The organism is Planobacterium oryzisoli (assembly GCF_015354315.1).
GTDB lineage: Bacteria > Bacteroidota > Bacteroidia > Flavobacteriales > Weeksellaceae > Planobacterium_A > Planobacterium_A oryzisoli.
This window is the reverse complement of the sequence record NZ_JADKYY010000006.1, coordinates 1-16,158: the sequence shown is the minus strand read 5'-3', so window position 1 is coordinate 16,158 and position 16,158 is coordinate 1. Positions and strand designations below refer to the sequence as shown.

The 16,158-nt window shown below is 44.8% G+C and carries 14 protein-coding genes; 12 read left to right on the top strand and 2 right to left on the bottom strand.

Annotation, left to right across the window (positions count from 1 at the left end):
- Nucleotides 1-15: 15 nt before the first annotated feature.
- Nucleotides 16-564, bottom strand: a complete 549-nt coding sequence (locus IC612_RS05765; RefSeq protein ID WP_194739234.1) for a BlaI/MecI/CopY family transcriptional regulator — start codon at nucleotides 562-564, stop codon at nucleotides 16-18.
- The gene (locus IC612_RS05760) at nucleotides 565-1,176 is read right to left on the bottom strand and encodes a phosphatase PAP2 family protein (RefSeq protein ID WP_194739233.1); all 612 of its coding nucleotides are present in this window, start codon (nucleotides 1,174-1,176) and stop codon (nucleotides 565-567) included.
- A gap of 119 nt (nucleotides 1,177-1,295) precedes the next feature.
- Between IC612_RS05760 and pdhA the strand changes: the two genes are divergently transcribed.
- The 12 genes from pdhA to IC612_RS05700 all read left to right on the top strand — a co-directional run bounded on the left by pdhA (nucleotide 1,296) and on the right by IC612_RS05700 (nucleotide 15,907).
- Nucleotides 1,296-2,300: a pyruvate dehydrogenase (acetyl-transferring) E1 component subunit alpha gene (gene pdhA / locus IC612_RS05755; protein ID WP_194739232.1), complete on the top strand. Its 1,005-nt coding sequence runs from the start codon at nucleotides 1,296-1,298 to the stop codon at nucleotides 2,298-2,300.
- Between the two features lie 71 nt (nucleotides 2,301-2,371).
- Entirely contained in the window at nucleotides 2,372-4,024 is a 1,653-nt protein-coding gene (locus IC612_RS05750; RefSeq protein ID WP_194739231.1) for a pyruvate dehydrogenase complex dihydrolipoamide acetyltransferase, read from the top strand.
- A gap of 103 nt (nucleotides 4,025-4,127) precedes the next feature.
- On the top strand, nucleotides 4,128-4,793 hold the full coding sequence (locus IC612_RS05745) for an ABC transporter ATP-binding protein (RefSeq protein WP_194739230.1): 666 nt from the start codon (nucleotides 4,128-4,130) through the stop codon (nucleotides 4,791-4,793).
- A 292-nt stretch (nucleotides 4,794-5,085) separates the two neighbouring features.
- On the top strand, nucleotides 5,086-5,697 hold the full coding sequence (locus IC612_RS05740; protein WP_194739229.1) for an inorganic pyrophosphatase: 612 nt from the start codon (nucleotides 5,086-5,088) through the stop codon (nucleotides 5,695-5,697).
- Between the two features lie 140 nt (nucleotides 5,698-5,837).
- Entirely contained in the window at nucleotides 5,838-8,585 is a 2,748-nt protein-coding gene (locus IC612_RS05735; RefSeq protein WP_194739228.1) for a sodium-translocating pyrophosphatase, read from the top strand.
- A 98-nt stretch (nucleotides 8,586-8,683) separates the two neighbouring features.
- Nucleotides 8,684-9,766, top strand: a complete 1,083-nt coding sequence (gene dnaX, locus IC612_RS05730; RefSeq protein WP_194739227.1) for a DNA polymerase III subunit gamma/tau — start codon at nucleotides 8,684-8,686, stop codon at nucleotides 9,764-9,766.
- A 38-nt stretch (nucleotides 9,767-9,804) separates the two neighbouring features.
- Nucleotides 9,805-10,413 (top strand): hypothetical protein, encoded by a 609-nt coding sequence (locus tag IC612_RS05725; protein WP_194739226.1) that lies wholly within the window; start codon nucleotides 9,805-9,807, stop codon nucleotides 10,411-10,413.
- 71 nt (nucleotides 10,414-10,484) lie between these two features.
- Nucleotides 10,485-11,564: a chorismate mutase gene (locus IC612_RS05720; protein WP_194739225.1), complete on the top strand. Its 1,080-nt coding sequence runs from the start codon at nucleotides 10,485-10,487 to the stop codon at nucleotides 11,562-11,564.
- Between the two features lie 16 nt (nucleotides 11,565-11,580).
- Complete coding sequence (gene rsgA, locus IC612_RS05715; protein ID WP_194739224.1) at nucleotides 11,581-12,513, top strand: ribosome small subunit-dependent GTPase A; 933 nt, start codon at nucleotides 11,581-11,583, stop codon at nucleotides 12,511-12,513.
- A gap of 180 nt (nucleotides 12,514-12,693) precedes the next feature.
- Nucleotides 12,694-13,110: a nucleoside-diphosphate kinase gene (locus tag IC612_RS05710; protein ID WP_194739223.1), complete on the top strand. Its 417-nt coding sequence runs from the start codon at nucleotides 12,694-12,696 to the stop codon at nucleotides 13,108-13,110.
- 104 nt (nucleotides 13,111-13,214) lie between these two features.
- Nucleotides 13,215-14,603 (top strand): tRNA uridine-5-carboxymethylaminomethyl(34) synthesis GTPase MnmE, encoded by a 1,389-nt coding sequence (gene mnmE / locus IC612_RS05705; RefSeq protein ID WP_194739222.1) that lies wholly within the window; start codon nucleotides 13,215-13,217, stop codon nucleotides 14,601-14,603.
- A gap of 167 nt (nucleotides 14,604-14,770) precedes the next feature.
- Entirely contained in the window at nucleotides 14,771-15,907 is a 1,137-nt protein-coding gene (locus tag IC612_RS05700; protein WP_194739221.1) for a tyrosine-type recombinase/integrase, read from the top strand.
- Nucleotides 15,908-16,158 lie beyond the last annotated feature (251 nt).

Genomic DNA, 16,158 nt, shown 5'->3' with positions numbered 1-16,158 from the left:
AACTGAGTAAAAGGACTAGCCTTTCTTTTTGTTTTTATTTTTAGAAGAGTCTTTAGGCTTTTTGGAAGACTTGGCAGCCTTCTTTTTCTTGGAATTTTTCTTTTTATTAGGTTTTGTATTCTCTACAAGTTCGCGAACAAACTGCGCGATTTCTTCCTTAAGCGCTTCGCCTTTTTCTTCCTCCAGGGAGGGAACTTGTTTTTCTGCAATCTCAATAATCTCTGTAGGAGAAGTCTCTTCAATGGGCTCTATCATGCGCTGCTGCAGAAGAAAGGCAACCAAGGCATTTCCATCGCCTGAGAAATATTCCCCTAGAAGCTGCTCCAGCTCATAGCGCAGATAGTCCTGCTTTCCAATTGCTGGGGAATAGCGGAAGATGCGTCCGTGTTTCTCGGTCCGTAAGAAGCCTTTGTCGACAAGAATCTTCAAATACGTGGATATGGTGTTTTGGTGCGGCCGGGGCTCCTGGTGCGCCTGCATGATCTCGCGCATGAATGCGGATTCCAGTTTCCAGAGCAGCAGCATCAACTCTTTCTCTGAGGAAGTCAGGGGGCTTATCTTCATTTATTGGTTGTGTTGGATTACTATATAAAGGTATATAAAAGAAATACTTGCTGCAATGAGTGCGCCCATTACTACCTCGCGGGTGGTGTGGCGCTTTAGTATAACGCGCGTGGCGCCCACAAGGGCAGCAATAAGGATCCACAGGATCCCTATAGGAGGACTTACAGCGGCGAAAAGGGCAGCCGTATACACATTCAGGGCCGTATGCATGGAGCTCTTTATAAAGTAATTACTCACCTGCATAAGGATAATAAGCACCAAAAGGAAGAGCATGACCAGATCAAAGGACTCCTGGAACATGTAGCTAAAGAGCAGGTACACGAGCATGCATACCAGGATGAACACATAAAGGCTCTTGCGCTCCTGCCGGTTCGAGACATCCATATTGGAGTAATTCCCTTTGCGTACGTTCCAGTAGATCCAGAGCGTAATGGGGACCACCAAAATCAGGATCTTGGGTACAAATTCCCAGAGGGCATCCTTAAAGGGAAAAGTAGTAAGGTTGTAATAAAGCAGATAAACTAACAGAGAGGTAAAGGGATTAAAGAAATTCGAGATGAATTTCGATATCCGGATCAGTAGAGTATCGGCACTTGGAACGCTCTGGGCCATAGGAGTAGGTATGGTAGCAAAAATATGATTTTTATTAGACTTTTAGTTCCTTAAATTGGCGCTTCATCTTTCCCTACACCAAGAATTTTTCCTATTTTTGCCTAATAATTTCAACGACAATGAAGGAATTTTCTAAAGAGGTATACCTGCAGTGGTATTCGGACATGACCATGTGGAGAAGGTTTGAGGACAAGTGCCGAAGCCTTTACCTAAAACAAAAGATCAGAGGTTTTTTACATTTATACAACGGGCAGGAAGCAATTCCCGCCGGTTTTGTGCATGCCATGGACATGACCAAGGACAGCATGATTACAGCGTACCGCTGCCATATCCATCCGATGGCTATGGGAGTGGACCCAAAACGTATCATGGCAGAACTCTGCGGTAAAGCCACAGGAACTTCCGGAGGTATGGGTGGCTCTATGCACATATTCTCCAAGGAACACCGTTTTTACGGTGGACACGGTATTGTCGGTGGACAGATTCCACTAGGTGCGGGTATAGCCTTTGCAGATAAGTATTTTGACCGCAAAGCGGTGAACATCTGTTTCTTTGGCGACGGGGCTGCCCGTCAGGGCTCTTTGCACGAGACCTTCAATATGGCCATGAACTGGAAACTTCCGGTAGTATTCGTAGTTGAAAACAACCAATACGCAATGGGTACTTCCGTGAAACGTACCGCTAACCACGAAGACATCTATAAACTAGGACTAGGATATGAGATGCCTTGTCTTGCAGTGGATGCCATGGATCCAGAGAAAGTAGCCGAGGCTGCCTACGAGGCCATAGAACGCGCCCGAAGAGGCGACGGTCCAACCTTCATCGAAGCGCGTACCTACCGTTATAGAGGACACTCTATGTCGGATGCAGAACCGTACAGAACCAAGGAAGAGGTGGAAATGCGCAAGCAGGACGATCCGATCCAACTCCTTAAAGAACGTATCCTTTCCAACGGATGGGCAAGTGAAGAAGAACTGGAGCAAAAAGACCAGGCTTCCAGAGACTTTGTGGAGGAGTGCGTGGAATTCATGGAGCAGTCTCCGTACCCGGATCCAGAGAAAATCTATGAATATGTGTACGCACAGGAGGACTATCCATTCCTGGACAAGCTTGAAAATAACTAATTGATAAACCTTTCATTTATCTCGGGGTCTTTGGATAAGGGACCCTGTTTTAAATCAAATACAATAAACATATGGCTGAAGTAATTACAATGCCCCGCCTGTCCGATACTATGACGGAAGGTAAAGTGGCAAAATGGCACAAGAAAGTAGGGGATGCCGTCAACGAAGGAGACGTGCTCGCTGAAATTGAAACCGATAAAGCCGTTCAGGATTTTGAATCCGAAGTGAAGGGTACCTTACTGTATGTAGGCGTAGCGGAAGGTGAGGGCGCACCGGTAGATTCCATTCTAGCAATCATTGGAAAAGAAGGCGAAGATATTTCTTCCCTTACTTCGGGTGGAACCACAGGCGCTGCAGAAGGTCTTCCTGAAGAAACCAAAACAGAAGGGAATGTAACCCCTGTAGAAACCACAGAGCCCGTAGAAAAAGAATCCTCCAGCGTAGAAGTTCCTAAAGGAGTGGAGGTAATTACCATGCCGCGGCTTTCCGATACAATGACCGAGGGGAAGGTAGCTAAATGGCATAAGAATGTAGGCGACAGCGTAAAGGAAGGAGACATTCTTGCAGAGATCGAGACCGATAAGGCGGTTCAGGATTTTGAAGCCGAGGTAAACGGGACGCTTCTCTACCAAGGCGTGAAAGAAGGCGAAGGGTCCGCAGTGGATTCCGTCCTTGCCATCATTGGTCCGGAAGGAACCGATGTTTCGGGCCTTACTTCTGGAGCACCTAAAAAACAGGAAAATAAAGCGCCAGCAGCAGCTCCTACTGAATCCACTTCGCAGCAGGCTCCTACAGCAACCGCTGAAGAATCAAAAGGCGAAAGCTCCAACGAGGCAAGGATTGCAATTTCCCCATTGGCACGCAAAATGGCCAAGGAGAAAGGAATCGATATTACGCAGGTGAAAGGCTCGGGAGAGAACGGACGCATCGTAAGAAAAGATATTGAAGGATTTACTCCTTCGGCGGCAAAATCCCCTTCTGGAGCAGAAGCCAAAACTACTGCAGCGCCATCGGCGGCGCAGTTCGCTCAGGCCGTAGTAAGTGGAGAAACCACCGAGACTCCGAACTCGCAGGTGCGTAACATCATTGCCAAGCGCCTTTCTGAGAGTAAATTCTCTGCGCCGCATTACTATCTTATTGTAGAGGTAAATATGGACAAAGCCATCGCAGCGCGCAAGGAGATAAACTCCCTTCCTGATACCAAGGTGTCTTTCAATGATATGATCATTAAAGCCACTGCCATGGCCCTTAGAAAACACCCTCAGGTGAATTCTTCCTGGGCAGGGGATAAGATCATCCACCACGGAGACATCAACGTGGGCGTGGCGGTAGCCATTCCGGACGGTCTGGTAGTACCGGTACTTAAGAACACGGACTATATGAAATACACGCAGATTTCTGCAGCAGTGAAGGATATGGCCTCTAGAGCCAAGTCCAAAGGTCTTAAAGCCAACGAAATGGAAGGATCTACATTCTCCATATCCAACCTGGGGATGTTTGGAATTGAGACGTTTACTTCCATCATCAACCAGCCAAACTCCGCGATCCTCTCCGTAGGGGCCATCGTAGAGAAACCGGTTGTAAAAGACGGACAGATCGTGGTTGGAAATACCATGAAGCTCTCCATGGCCTGTGACCATAGGGTGATTGACGGAGCCACCGGAGCAGAATTCCTACAAACTTTAAGAACCTATCTAGAGCAGCCTCTAACGCTACTTCTCTAAGCAGGTGCTTTAGATTATATTTTAGGACCCTTCCCAGCTACCAAAGTGCGGAAGGGTCTTTTTTTTATCTCCTATGTAGAAAAATATTAATATTTTTGAACCTATGATTAGAGCGAGCAATATCCACAAGTCCTATGGGGATTTGGAAGTACTCAAAGGGGTAGACCTACATATTAAGGAAGGAGAAGTAGTATCGATTGTCGGAGAATCCGGCGCCGGTAAATCCACTTTGCTTCAGATCTTAGGTACCCTGGACCGTCCTTCGGGAATCAGTAAGTACGGTACCACCATCGCTTTGGACGGGCAGTCGTTTCTAAGCATGAACGATAGGCAACTTTCCAGGTTCCGCAACCAGAATATTGGATTTGTGTTCCAGTACCACCAGCTACTGCCCGAGTTTACGGCTCTGGAGAATGTGCTTCTTCCTACGCGGATTGCCGGCAAAAGCGAAAAGGAAAGCCTTGAGAAGGCCTACCGTCTGTTTGAAGATCTTAATATTGCCGAAAGAATACATCATAAACCAAGCGAGATGTCCGGTGGAGAAGCCCAGAGGGCTGCCGTAGCAAGAGCCCTTATCAACTCGCCTAAAATCATCTACGCCGATGAGCCTACGGGAAACCTAGATTCTAAGAATGCGGACGATCTGCACCAGCTGTTTTTCGATTTGCGCGATAAGTACAACCAGACCTTTGTGATCGTGACCCATAACCCCAAGCTGGCAGAGATTACCGACCGCAAATTGGTAATGAAAGACGGTCTTATTCTTTAATACCGCGCTTGGAGCTTTTTGCTTAAGAGCCCATTGAATTAAGAGAATACCCGAAAAATCCCAACCCAGAACCCGTCCTAAAACCCCCAAAATTTCAAAGAAAACTTTTTAGGGGATTTCTTGCAATTATTTAGTAATTTTGCACGGTTAAAACCGAAAGCAACCACCTTGCTATTTTTTGGCAGGGGACACTTCAAAAGTCTTTCTCCTCTGGTGGAAGGATTTTCTTTTTTCGTTTCGTTTTTAACAAAGAGGAACCTAACTTAAACAAGAGAACGAAATAAAAGACGCAATGATTCCAAATTTTAAAGCGCATCCTTGGCACGGTATTTCTGCCGGAGAGAACTCTCCACAAGTCGTGAATGTATTTATTGAAATAGTACCTTCCGATACCATCAAATACGAAATTGACAAAAAGAGCGGCTACCTGAAAGTAGACCGTCCGCAGCAGTTTTCCAATATCATCCCCGCACTTTACGGATTTATCCCACGTACCTACTGCCACGACGAGGTGATGCAGCTGGCCATTGACAACGGTTCCACCGATGTGGAGACCGGAGATTTGGATCCCCTGGATATCCTGGTGCTCTCTTCCCATAATATCCATGGAGGAGGTCTTGTGATGGAGGCTATTCCTATCGGGGGATTCAAGATGATCGACAAGGGAGAGGCCGACGATAAGATCGTAGCGGTAATGGTAGGAGACCACGCCTTTGGACACGTACGGGATATTTCGGAGCTTCCGGACGCAGAGGTAAAGCGTCTGAAGCATTATTTCCTAACGTATAAAAACCTTCCGGACGAGCCTGCAAAATGCCGCATCGACGATGTATACGGAGCTGCGCATGCCCGCGAAGTAATTGAAGCCTCCAAGAGGGATTACGCTAGTAAATTTGGCGGATAATCGCTCCCACGGCTATATAGTATACTAGACTTCCTTTTCAGGGAAGTCTTTTTTTTGTCAAAAAAACTCTTAGAGTAGAGCCTGTATCCCAAGACTTTTTTGTTATATTTAACACTTAATTAACAAAAAAACTTGATTTTATGGATCTATTCATGTTGGTCCCCCTCTTTGGGGTGATTGCACTTGTCTACACATTTGTTCAGAGCAACTGGGTGAGTAGGCAGGATGCAGGAAATGAAAAAATGCGCTCTATCAGCGGACACATCGCTGACGGCGCTATGGCTTTCTTAAAGGCGGAATACCGTATTCTGGCGTACTTCGTAGTCATTGTAGCCATCCTTTTGGCTATCATGGGTTTCAGTCATGAAAAATCCCACTGGAGCATCGGGATTTCCTTCATTGCGGGAGCCATCTTTAGTGCGGCGGCCGGGTATATCGGTATGAAGATCGCCACCAAGGCCAACGTTCGGACCGCAGAGGCGGCCCGTACTTCTCTTTCCAAAGCGCTGCATGTATCCTTTGCAGGAGGCTCGGTGATGGGTATGGGCGTAGCAGGTCTTGCGGTACTGGGTCTTGGCGCCATCTATCTTATAATAAAGCAAATCTTTGCCCCTGGCGCAGCTACCGACTCGGTAGAGATGGAGCGTACGCTCGAAATCCTTACTGGATTCTCCCTCGGAGCAGAGTCCATTGCGCTTTTTGCGCGCGTGGGTGGAGGTATCTATACCAAGGCCGCTGACGTCGGGGCCGACCTGGTAGGTAAGGTCGAGGCCGGAATTCCTGAGGACGACCCAAGGAATCCTGCTACCATTGCAGATAACGTGGGGGATAACGTGGGGGATGTAGCCGGAATGGGCGCCGACCTTTTCGGATCCTATGTAGCTACTGTACTTGCTACGATGGTCCTGGGACGGGAAACCCTTTCCAATGATGCGTACGGTGGGTACGCACCGATCCTTCTTCCAATGCTTATTGCCGGAATCGGAATCATTTTTTCCATTGTAGGAACCTTCTTTGTGCGCATCAGCGACGACGGGGAAGAGTCCACCCATAAGGTGCAGAATGCACTGAACTTCGGTAATTGGGGAAGTATAGTACTTACCGCGATCGTTACTTATTTCTTAACTAATTTCTTACTACCGGACACGATGGTGCTCCGGGGATTTGAATTCACCAAAATGGGTGTATTTGGGGCGGTAATGGTAGGACTGGTCGTAGGTACTTTAATGAGTATTATTACCGAGTACTATACCGCGATGGGTAAGCGTCCAGTAAAAAGCATCGTAAAGCAATCCAGCACGGGACACGCCACCAATATCATCGGGGGACTTTCCATGGGTATGGAATCCACACTTCTTCCTATCCTTGTTTTGGCGGGAGGTATCTGGGGATCGTACCTGTGCGCAGGACTCTATGGTGTAGCAATCGCAGCAGCCGGTATGATGGCCACCACAGCCATGCAGCTCGCTATCGACGCTTTTGGTCCGATTGCAGACAATGCGGGAGGGATCGCAGAGATGAGTGAACTTCCGAAGGAAGTGCGTGAACGTACCGACATTTTAGATGCGGTTGGAAACACAACGGCAGCAACCGGTAAAGGTTTTGCCATCGCTTCGGCGGCCCTTACAGCCCTAGCTCTTTTTGCGGCCTTTGTAGGAATTGCAGGAATCGACGGTATTGATATCTATAAAGCCGATGTACTGGCAGGTCTATTGGTAGGAGCCATGATTCCTTTTATCTTTTCTTCTCTTGCCATTCGCGCGGTAGGAGAGGCCGCGATGGCCATGGTAGAGGAAGTGCGCCGCCAGTTCCGTGAAATTCCAGGGATTCTGGAAGGAAAAGCTGAGCCGGAGTACGAAAAATGCGTAGAGATCTCTACCGACGCCTCCATTAGAAAGATGCTTCTTCCTGGCGCCGTAGCCCTAATTTCTCCGCTACTGGTTGGATTTATCTGGGGACCGGAAGTATTGGGTGGATTCCTTGCTGGAGCTACCGTATCGGGGGTACTTATGGGAATGTTCCAGAACAATGCCGGAGGAGCTTGGGACAACGCCAAGAAATCCTTTGAAAAGGGAGTGGACATTAATGGGCAGACTTTCTATAAAGGATCCGAGCCACACAAAGCCTCCGTTACGGGAGATACTGTGGGAGATCCTTTCAAGGATACCTCGGGGCCATCCATGAACATTCTCATTAAGCTTATGAGTATCGTATCACTGGTTATTGCACCAACCCTTGCTTCCATGCATGCCGAGAAGATTGCAGCGGACCGCGCTGCGGACTATCAAACCTTAACGGAAAAGATGCAGGGAACTCCGATCGTAGTAGATCCACTGAATCCATCTTATGACGCCGCTATGCCGGTCAATACCACAGAGGTTGTGGGAGCGCTTAACGAAGACGGAGAATTTGTCTATGAGACTGGAGAACTACAGGAAATTCAGCTTTCCAACCAGAAAGTAATTGCACTGGGAGCAAATTCACAGCTTAGAGAATTCTACGATAAGATTCGCATTCAGGACAAGTCCTTGCTTGATGAGAGCAGATGGTATACTCTTGAAAACGTATTTTACGGAAGCTCCAGCGCGGACATACAGCCGGGCTCCGAGCAGAGTCTAGTGAATCTGGCTGAGATTATGAATGCGTATCCAAACCTTAGGGTTAAACTAGGGGGCTACACGGACAATACCGGAAACGAACTGAACAACGTGAATCTTTCCAAGCTTCGCGCCGAGATGGCAAAACTTAAGCTTCTGGAAATGGGAATCGCTGCCGACCGCATTGAAGTGGAAGGCTACGGATCGCAGTATCCGCTTTGTGAGGCAAACGATACCGAGGAGTGTAAGGCGATGAACCGCAGGATTGAGGTGCGCGTGCTAAGGCTCTAAAAGAGGACGTACCTTCTTTCAAATAATTAAGACTTTGCCCGGGAAGAGATTTCCTAGGCAAAGTTTTTTTTTTGGCGTAAAAAGTCTATTTTTGGGCTATGGAAAATTTCATTGTATCGGCCAGGAAATACCGCCCCCAGGAGTTCGACTCTGTGGTAGGACAGGCCCATGTAACCGATACGCTGGAACATGCCATTTCCAATAACCAACTGGCCCAGGCGCTGCTTTTCTGCGGGCCCAGAGGCGTAGGGAAAACCACCTGCGCACGGATTCTGGCGCGAAAGATAAACGAACGGGACGGATCTACCTCAGAGGACGGATTTTCCTATAATATCTATGAACTCGATGCGGCTTCCAACAATTCGGTGGACGATATCCGCGCTCTTATAGATCAGGTACGTTTTGCCCCCCAAACCGGAACCTATAAGGTATATATTATCGATGAGGTGCATATGCTCTCTTCGAGCGCCTTCAACGCGTTTTTAAAGACTCTGGAGGAGCCCCCGGCCCATGCCATCTTCATCTTGGCTACCACCGAGAAACACAAGATCATTCCTACGATTCTCTCCCGGTGCCAGATTTACGATTTCAAGAGAATCTCCATTGAGGACATCCAGAGCCATCTTCGCGGCATTGCTAAGAAGGAGGGAATCACCTACGAAGACGATGCCCTGTATCTTATTGCTCAGAAAGCGGACGGTGCCCTGAGGGATGCCCTTTCAATATTTGACCGCTTAAGTACCTTTACCCAAAAAAACATTACCCTTTCCAAAGCAGCCGAGGTGCTTAATGTTCTGGACTACGAATACTACCTTCAGATAGCCGATCAGGCTAAGAAAGGAAAGATGAGCGAAGTTTTAAGTGGCTTTAATGAAATCATCAAGCGTGGGTTCGATGCGCACCTGTTCATTGCAGGTCTTGGCAATCATTTCCGCGATCTTATGATGGCGCAAAGCCCTTCCACGCTTTCTTTAATTGAAGTAGGGGAAAATACCCGCGGGAAATTTGAGAACCAGAGTACGCAGTGGAGCCCGCAACAACTTATTGATGCCATTGAAATCTGCAACCAGGCGGATATCAACTATAAGAATTCCAAGAATCCACGTCTTACGGTGGAAATAGCTCTGATGCAGTTATGCTCGCTGGGTGCTGCAGCATCCCTTAAAAAAAAAAGTTCTTAATACTCCCACCCTCAGCACTTAAAAAAGGCTCGGGCGAAGTGGCTGATCCGGCCTCCATGCCAACTAATGAGAATGCTGCTTCCGTTACAATTACTGAAGCTACGCCTGCTGCACCTAAGGAAACCGCGGCAAAGCCTGATCAGCCAAAGCCAGCGCCACTTCCCATCACCAGTAAGCCGCTTGGTACCCCCATAAGAAAAAGCAGGTTCAGTATCACAGAGGCCTTGCAGCAGAAGGAGAAGGAGGAAGAAGTAGTGATAGAAGAAGATACTTCGGCCCTTCCTCAGAGCCATTTTACCCAGACGGATCTGGACCGCGAGTGGGAACTGTTTTTAAAGCAGCAGCGTGGGGAGAACGTACTTCTCTATAATGCGATCAACGGATTTAAACTTGTCAAACAAGGTGAGAACGAGATTCTTATCCATTATCCTTCCGAGACGGCGCGCAGTGAGTTTGAAAAGGTGCAGGGTACGTTCTTTAATCATTTTAGACATAAAGTGAACCATTTTAAACTAGAGATTGAGTACCGTATGGATATTGCCCTTAAACAGGAAATCCTTACTTCCAGGAAAATCTTTGAGCAAATGGCTGAGATAAATCCTTCCCTTCTGAAGCTTCATGAGGCATTCAAGTTTGATTTCTCGTGATTATTAACTTTATTTGTAGCTAAATTTTACCTTTACGCCAATAACGACCCTTTTTTAAGGGCCCAACGACAATGAATCTGAAAGAATTAAAAAACGAGTGGATCCAGCAGTTTGAGAGTCCACTGATTATCGCAGGACCCTGTTCTGCGGAAAGTGAGACCCAAATGCTCCAGACCGCAGAGCGCATTAAGAATTCCGGTGCCACGGTGCCGGTATTTAGAGCCGGAATATGGAAGCCTAGGACAAAACCCAACGGCTTTGAAGGGGTAGGAGTGATTGGCCTTGGATGGCTTAAGAAAGTAAAGGAAAACTACGGGTTTCTTACGGCCACTGAAGTGGCTAACGCGCTGCATGTACAGGCGGCCCTAGAGGCGGATGTGGATATCCTATGGATTGGAGCGCGCTCCACAGTAAATCCTTTTACCGTACAGGAGATTGCCGAGGCCCTAAAAGGCACAAAGAAAATAGTTCTGGTGAAGAATCCGGTGAATCCAGATCTTGCCCTTTGGATTGGAGCGCTCGAGAGGCTCTTAGGACAGGGAATAGAAAACCTCGGGGTTATTCACCGTGGTTTCTCAACTTACCAAAAAACTAAATACCGAAACACGCCTAACTGGCAGATAGCCCTGGACTTTAAGAATGAGTATCCGAGTATCCCGATGATTGTGGATCCTTCCCATATCTGTGGGAACCGCACGGGTCTTTTTTCCGTAGCGCAGGAAGCACTAAATGTGGGGTACCACGGGGCAATGATTGAAACGCACGAGAATCCGGACGAAGCTTGGAGCGATGCGGCCCAACAGATCACACCGGAGACCCTGGCCGAGATGATTGCCAAGCTCGAGACCCGAACTACGGGAATCGAAGGCTATGAAGGAGTTATGGAGAGCCACCGGAGGGTCATCTCCGATATCGATATGCAGCTTATTGAACTGCTTTCCCAGCGCATGAAGCTCTCAGAGAAGATCGGTGCGGTGAAAAAGGAGAACAACCTGGCTATTTTTCAGCCTGAGCGCTGGAAGACCATCACGGAATACGCTACGCAGAAGGCCTCAGAAACCGGAATGAATCGTGATTTCGTAGAGAAGCTGTTCAAAGCTATACACGAAGAGTCTATTGAGATTCAAAACGGAGTAATGATCAATAAGTAAATACTACTATCTTAACTTGAGTAACAAAGGTCTTATAATAAAATCTACGGGAAGCTGGTACCAGGTGCAGGAGCAGGAGTCTCTTACGGTGTACGAGGCGCGGATTCGAGGGAAATTTAAGCTTATAAAGACCCGACTCACCAATCCTCTGGCCGTGGGAGACCGAGTGGAGTTTCAATTGGAGCAGGACGATATCGCCTGGATTACCAAGATTGAGCCCAGGCGAAACTATCTGATCCGAAAATCAGTAAACCTCTCGAAGGAGGCCCATATCATAGCTTCCAATATTGATTTGGCCTGTTTTATCTTTACGCTGAAGCATCCGGAAACTTCCCTGGGTTTTTTGGATAGGTTTTTAGCGTGTTGTGAGGCCTATGGGATTACTCCTGTGATTCTTTTCAGTAAGATGGATGTGCTTAGCACTGAGGAGATAGATATCATTGAAGAGATTAAAGCCATTTATGCTGAAATCGGCTATGAGTCCCTGGAGATATCTTCCTACAGCGGACTTAATTTAGAGACCCTTAAATTGCTGATTAAGGATAAGACCAGCGTATTCTTTGGACACTCCGGAAGTGGAAAATCTACGCTCGTTAATGCCCTGCAACCATCGCTCGATTTAAAGACTGCAGAAATATCCCAGACGCATCTAAAAGGAAAGCATACCACCACGTTTGCCCAGATGCATTTTTGGGAATTCGGAGGAAGCGTTATAGATACGCCTGGAGTTAGGGAGTTTGCAATGATTGATGTGGAGAAAGAAGAACTACAGCATTATTTTCCAGAGATCTTTAAGAAAGGAAGGGAATGCAAGTTCCACAACTGCATGCATATCAACGAGCCCAAATGCGCAGTACTAGGTGCCATTGATGAGGGCGAAATCGAGGAATCACGGTACGTTACCTACCTTAAGCTCATGGAAGAAGCCGAGGAGGAGAATGCATGGTAAAAAAGAAAAACCCAGCCGAAGCTGGGTAAAAACTAATAACCATGAAAACTCAAATTAAACATGAGAATCGAATCTAAATTAACAACATCTGTGCCAAAACAGAAACGCTCTCAATGCATTGAATTTACGGGGCAAATATAGGGAGATTTTTGTAACTTTGCCGCTCTAAAATTTAAATAGATGTCAAATATCACATTCACAATGATTAAGCCTGACGCAGTAGCGGACGGACACATAGGAGCCATCATAGGAAAAATTTCTGGGGCAGGTTTCAAAATCAAAGCTATGAAACTTACGCAGCTAACGGTTTCTGATGCTAAGAAATTCTACGAAGTACATGCAGAGAGACCTTTCTACGGGGAACTAGTGGAGTTCATGTCTTCAGGTCCAATCGTAGCTGCTGTGCTTGAGAAAGAGAACGCAGTGGAAGACTTTAGAAAACTCATCGGTGCTACTAATCCAGCGGAAGCTGCAGAAGGTACTATCCGTAAGGAATTTGCAAGAAGCGTTGGAGAAAATGCAGTTCACGGATCCGATTCCGATGAGAATGCAGCAATCGAGGCTTCTTTCCATTTTTCTGGTAGAGAGATCTTCTAGTTAGAAGAATACTTTTTTTTCAAGGCAGGAATCTTTTTTTAAGGTTCCTGCCTTTTTTATTACGGGAGGTAAAGCCAGAGAGAGATTTTGTACTTTTGCTTTCTATGAATCAAGATACAATCTGCGCACTTGCCACCGCTAATGGGGTCGGTGCCATTGGAATTATACGTGTTTCGGGAGAAAACTCTTTCAAAGTAGTGGGTAAGGTATTTAAAGGGACGAACCTTTCGAAAGCCACTTCCCATACGGTGCACTATGGATTTATCATGGACGGAGTAGAAACCATCGATGAAGTAATGGTAAGTGTGTTCCATTCGCCCAGAACCTTTACTACGGAGAATTCCGTGGAGATATCTTTTCATGGTTCCCCGCACATTGCAAAGAAAATTTTAGAGGTCCTAATAAAAAACGGCGCCCGAATGGCCAAAGCCGGAGAGTTTACTATGCGCGCGTTCCTTAACGGCCGTATTGATCTCTCGCAAGCTGAAGCAATCGCCGACATTATTGCCAGTGAAAACGAGGCTTCTAGAAAACTTGCGCTTAATCAACTAAAAGGCGGAATCTCTATGGAGATTAAGGCGCTAAGAGCAGATCTTTTGAATTTCACCTCCTTAGTAGAATTGGAACTGGATTTCGCCGAGGAGGACGTGGAGTTTGCCGACCGAACAGCGCTCTTAATGCTACTGGATCGTATAGAAGCAAAACTTAAGGATCTGATTGAGAGCTTCACCTACGGAAATGCAGTTAAAAATGGAGTAGAGGTAGCAATTATCGGGAAACCCAATGCGGGTAAATCTACGCTTCTAAACGCACTTTTAAAGGAAGAGCGCGCCATTGTAAGTGATATTGCTGGAACTACTAGAGATACTATTGAGGAAGTGCTTCATATAAACGGCACTGCATTTAGGTTTATAGATACTGCAGGCCTAAGAGAAACTACCGATACTATTGAAGCGATAGGAGTAAAAAAAGCAAAGGAAAAGATAGCTTCTGCCCGAATCCTTCTTTATCTCTACGATGAATTAGAAAATACTCCAGAGGAAATAGCACAGTTTGTCAAGGAAGTTTATCGGGAGGATTTAAAGATAATTTTACTTCATAATAAGATTGATTTGACGGGTGATGATTCTGATATATTTGACAATTCAGTTAAGAATTTAATAGGTGATTCAACAGATTTTGAAATTATTAAATTATCTGCTAGAGAAAAGACTGGAATAGATATTCTGAAAGGAAGCCTAGATGCTTATGTTAATAATTTGAAAAGTGATGAAGATAATGTAGTTATCACAAGTCAAAGGCATCACGAATCACTGCAGAAATCATTATTATCTGTAAAATCTGTACGAGAGTCTATCGAGGAAACTCAGACGACGGAACTACTAGCGTATGAGCTTCGAAATGCACTTGAGTCTTTGGGGGAAATTTCTGGAGAGTTTACAAATGATGAGGTGTTGGGAAATATATTTTCGAAGTTTTGTATCGGGAAATAAATTTGTTTTCCTTTAGTTTCTTTTGTATTCCGTTGTTTGATTTACAGTATTTTATGTAAACTTTATTTTCGTTTATAAGACTTTGTTTGTACTTTTGTTACCAAATATGTACTACTTTAAACTGTAAATACTGTTAAAGTAGTACAAAATAGTACAAATGCAAACTTATGAAAATCTCAATTAATAAAAGAAAATTGAAAGATGGAAGAATAAGCCTTTCCATTGAATACTATCGTGGATCAGAAATTAATGCTGAAGGTAAAAGAAGACATTTACGAAGTTTTGAGAACCTAGATACCTATCTCTTTTCAGATCCCAAAAATCCAGCTGAGAAAAAGCACAATAAAGAGGGATTTACTTTTGCTGAAAGTGTGCTAGCAATACGAAAAGCTGAATATTTACAAGGTAAGTTTGACTTAAAAAATAGAACGAAATCTAAACGAACCTTTCTGGCTTTCTTTTCTGAATTAACGGATGAAAAAATGAAGCAGGAGTCTTCGAATAATTACGGCAACTGGTTTTCTACGTTTCAACATTTGAAAAAAATAGTTTCACCTAATTTTGCTTTTGAGGAAATTGACGAAAATTTTATAAAGCGAGTGAAAAATTATTTTGAAAGTGAAGCCTTAACTAAAAGCAATCTTCCATTATCACAAAATTCGAAATATTCATATTTCAATAAATTTAAAGCGTCCATCCGAAAAGCTTTTGAAGATGGTTATCTCACGGTTAATTATGCCTCTAAAGTAAAATCTTTTGAACAAGCTGAAAGTCAAAGAGAATATTTAACTTTTGATGAACTGCAATCTTTAGCAAAAGCGGAATGTAAATATCCAATGCTAAAATCAGCTTTTATTTTTTCGTGTTTATCTGGTCTTCGTTGGTCTGATATAAATACATTGGTATGGAGTGAAGTTCGAGATGAAGGAGATTTTACCAAAGTTAATTTTCGACAAGAAAAAACTAATGGAGTTGAGTATTTATATATTTCAAAACAAGCGAGGGAATTGCTTGGAGAACGACAACGTCCTCAAGATCGAGTTTTTAGAGGTTTGAAATACGGAATGACTTACAATACCGAATTAGTTCGCTGGTGTAATAGAGCTGGCGTACCTAAACATATTACTTTTCACTCTGCAAGGCATACCAATGCTGTTTTATTATTAGAAAATGGAGCTGATATTTATACAGTTTCGAAAAGACTTGGACACAGAGAGATACGAACCACTGCTATTTATGCAAAAATTGTAGATGCAAAAATGAAAGAAGCGGCCGAAATGATACCGGAATTGAAACTTATCTAAAAAACTAATTAATAAAATATCAAGTGATGGTTGAAAATATTTTTTATGGCAATTTAAAGAATGCATTATTCTTTTGCTTACTCGTAGCTCTAACACTACTAATGACAGAAATTATTTTTTATAAAAGAAATCATCCTCGTCCGATAAACATTAAGTTATAGATTATTTATTTTTTATCTTATTGCATATCAGTTTATTAATTTTTAATTTTTACTGATTTCCAAAAACAAGCTACCAATTAAAGGACAGTT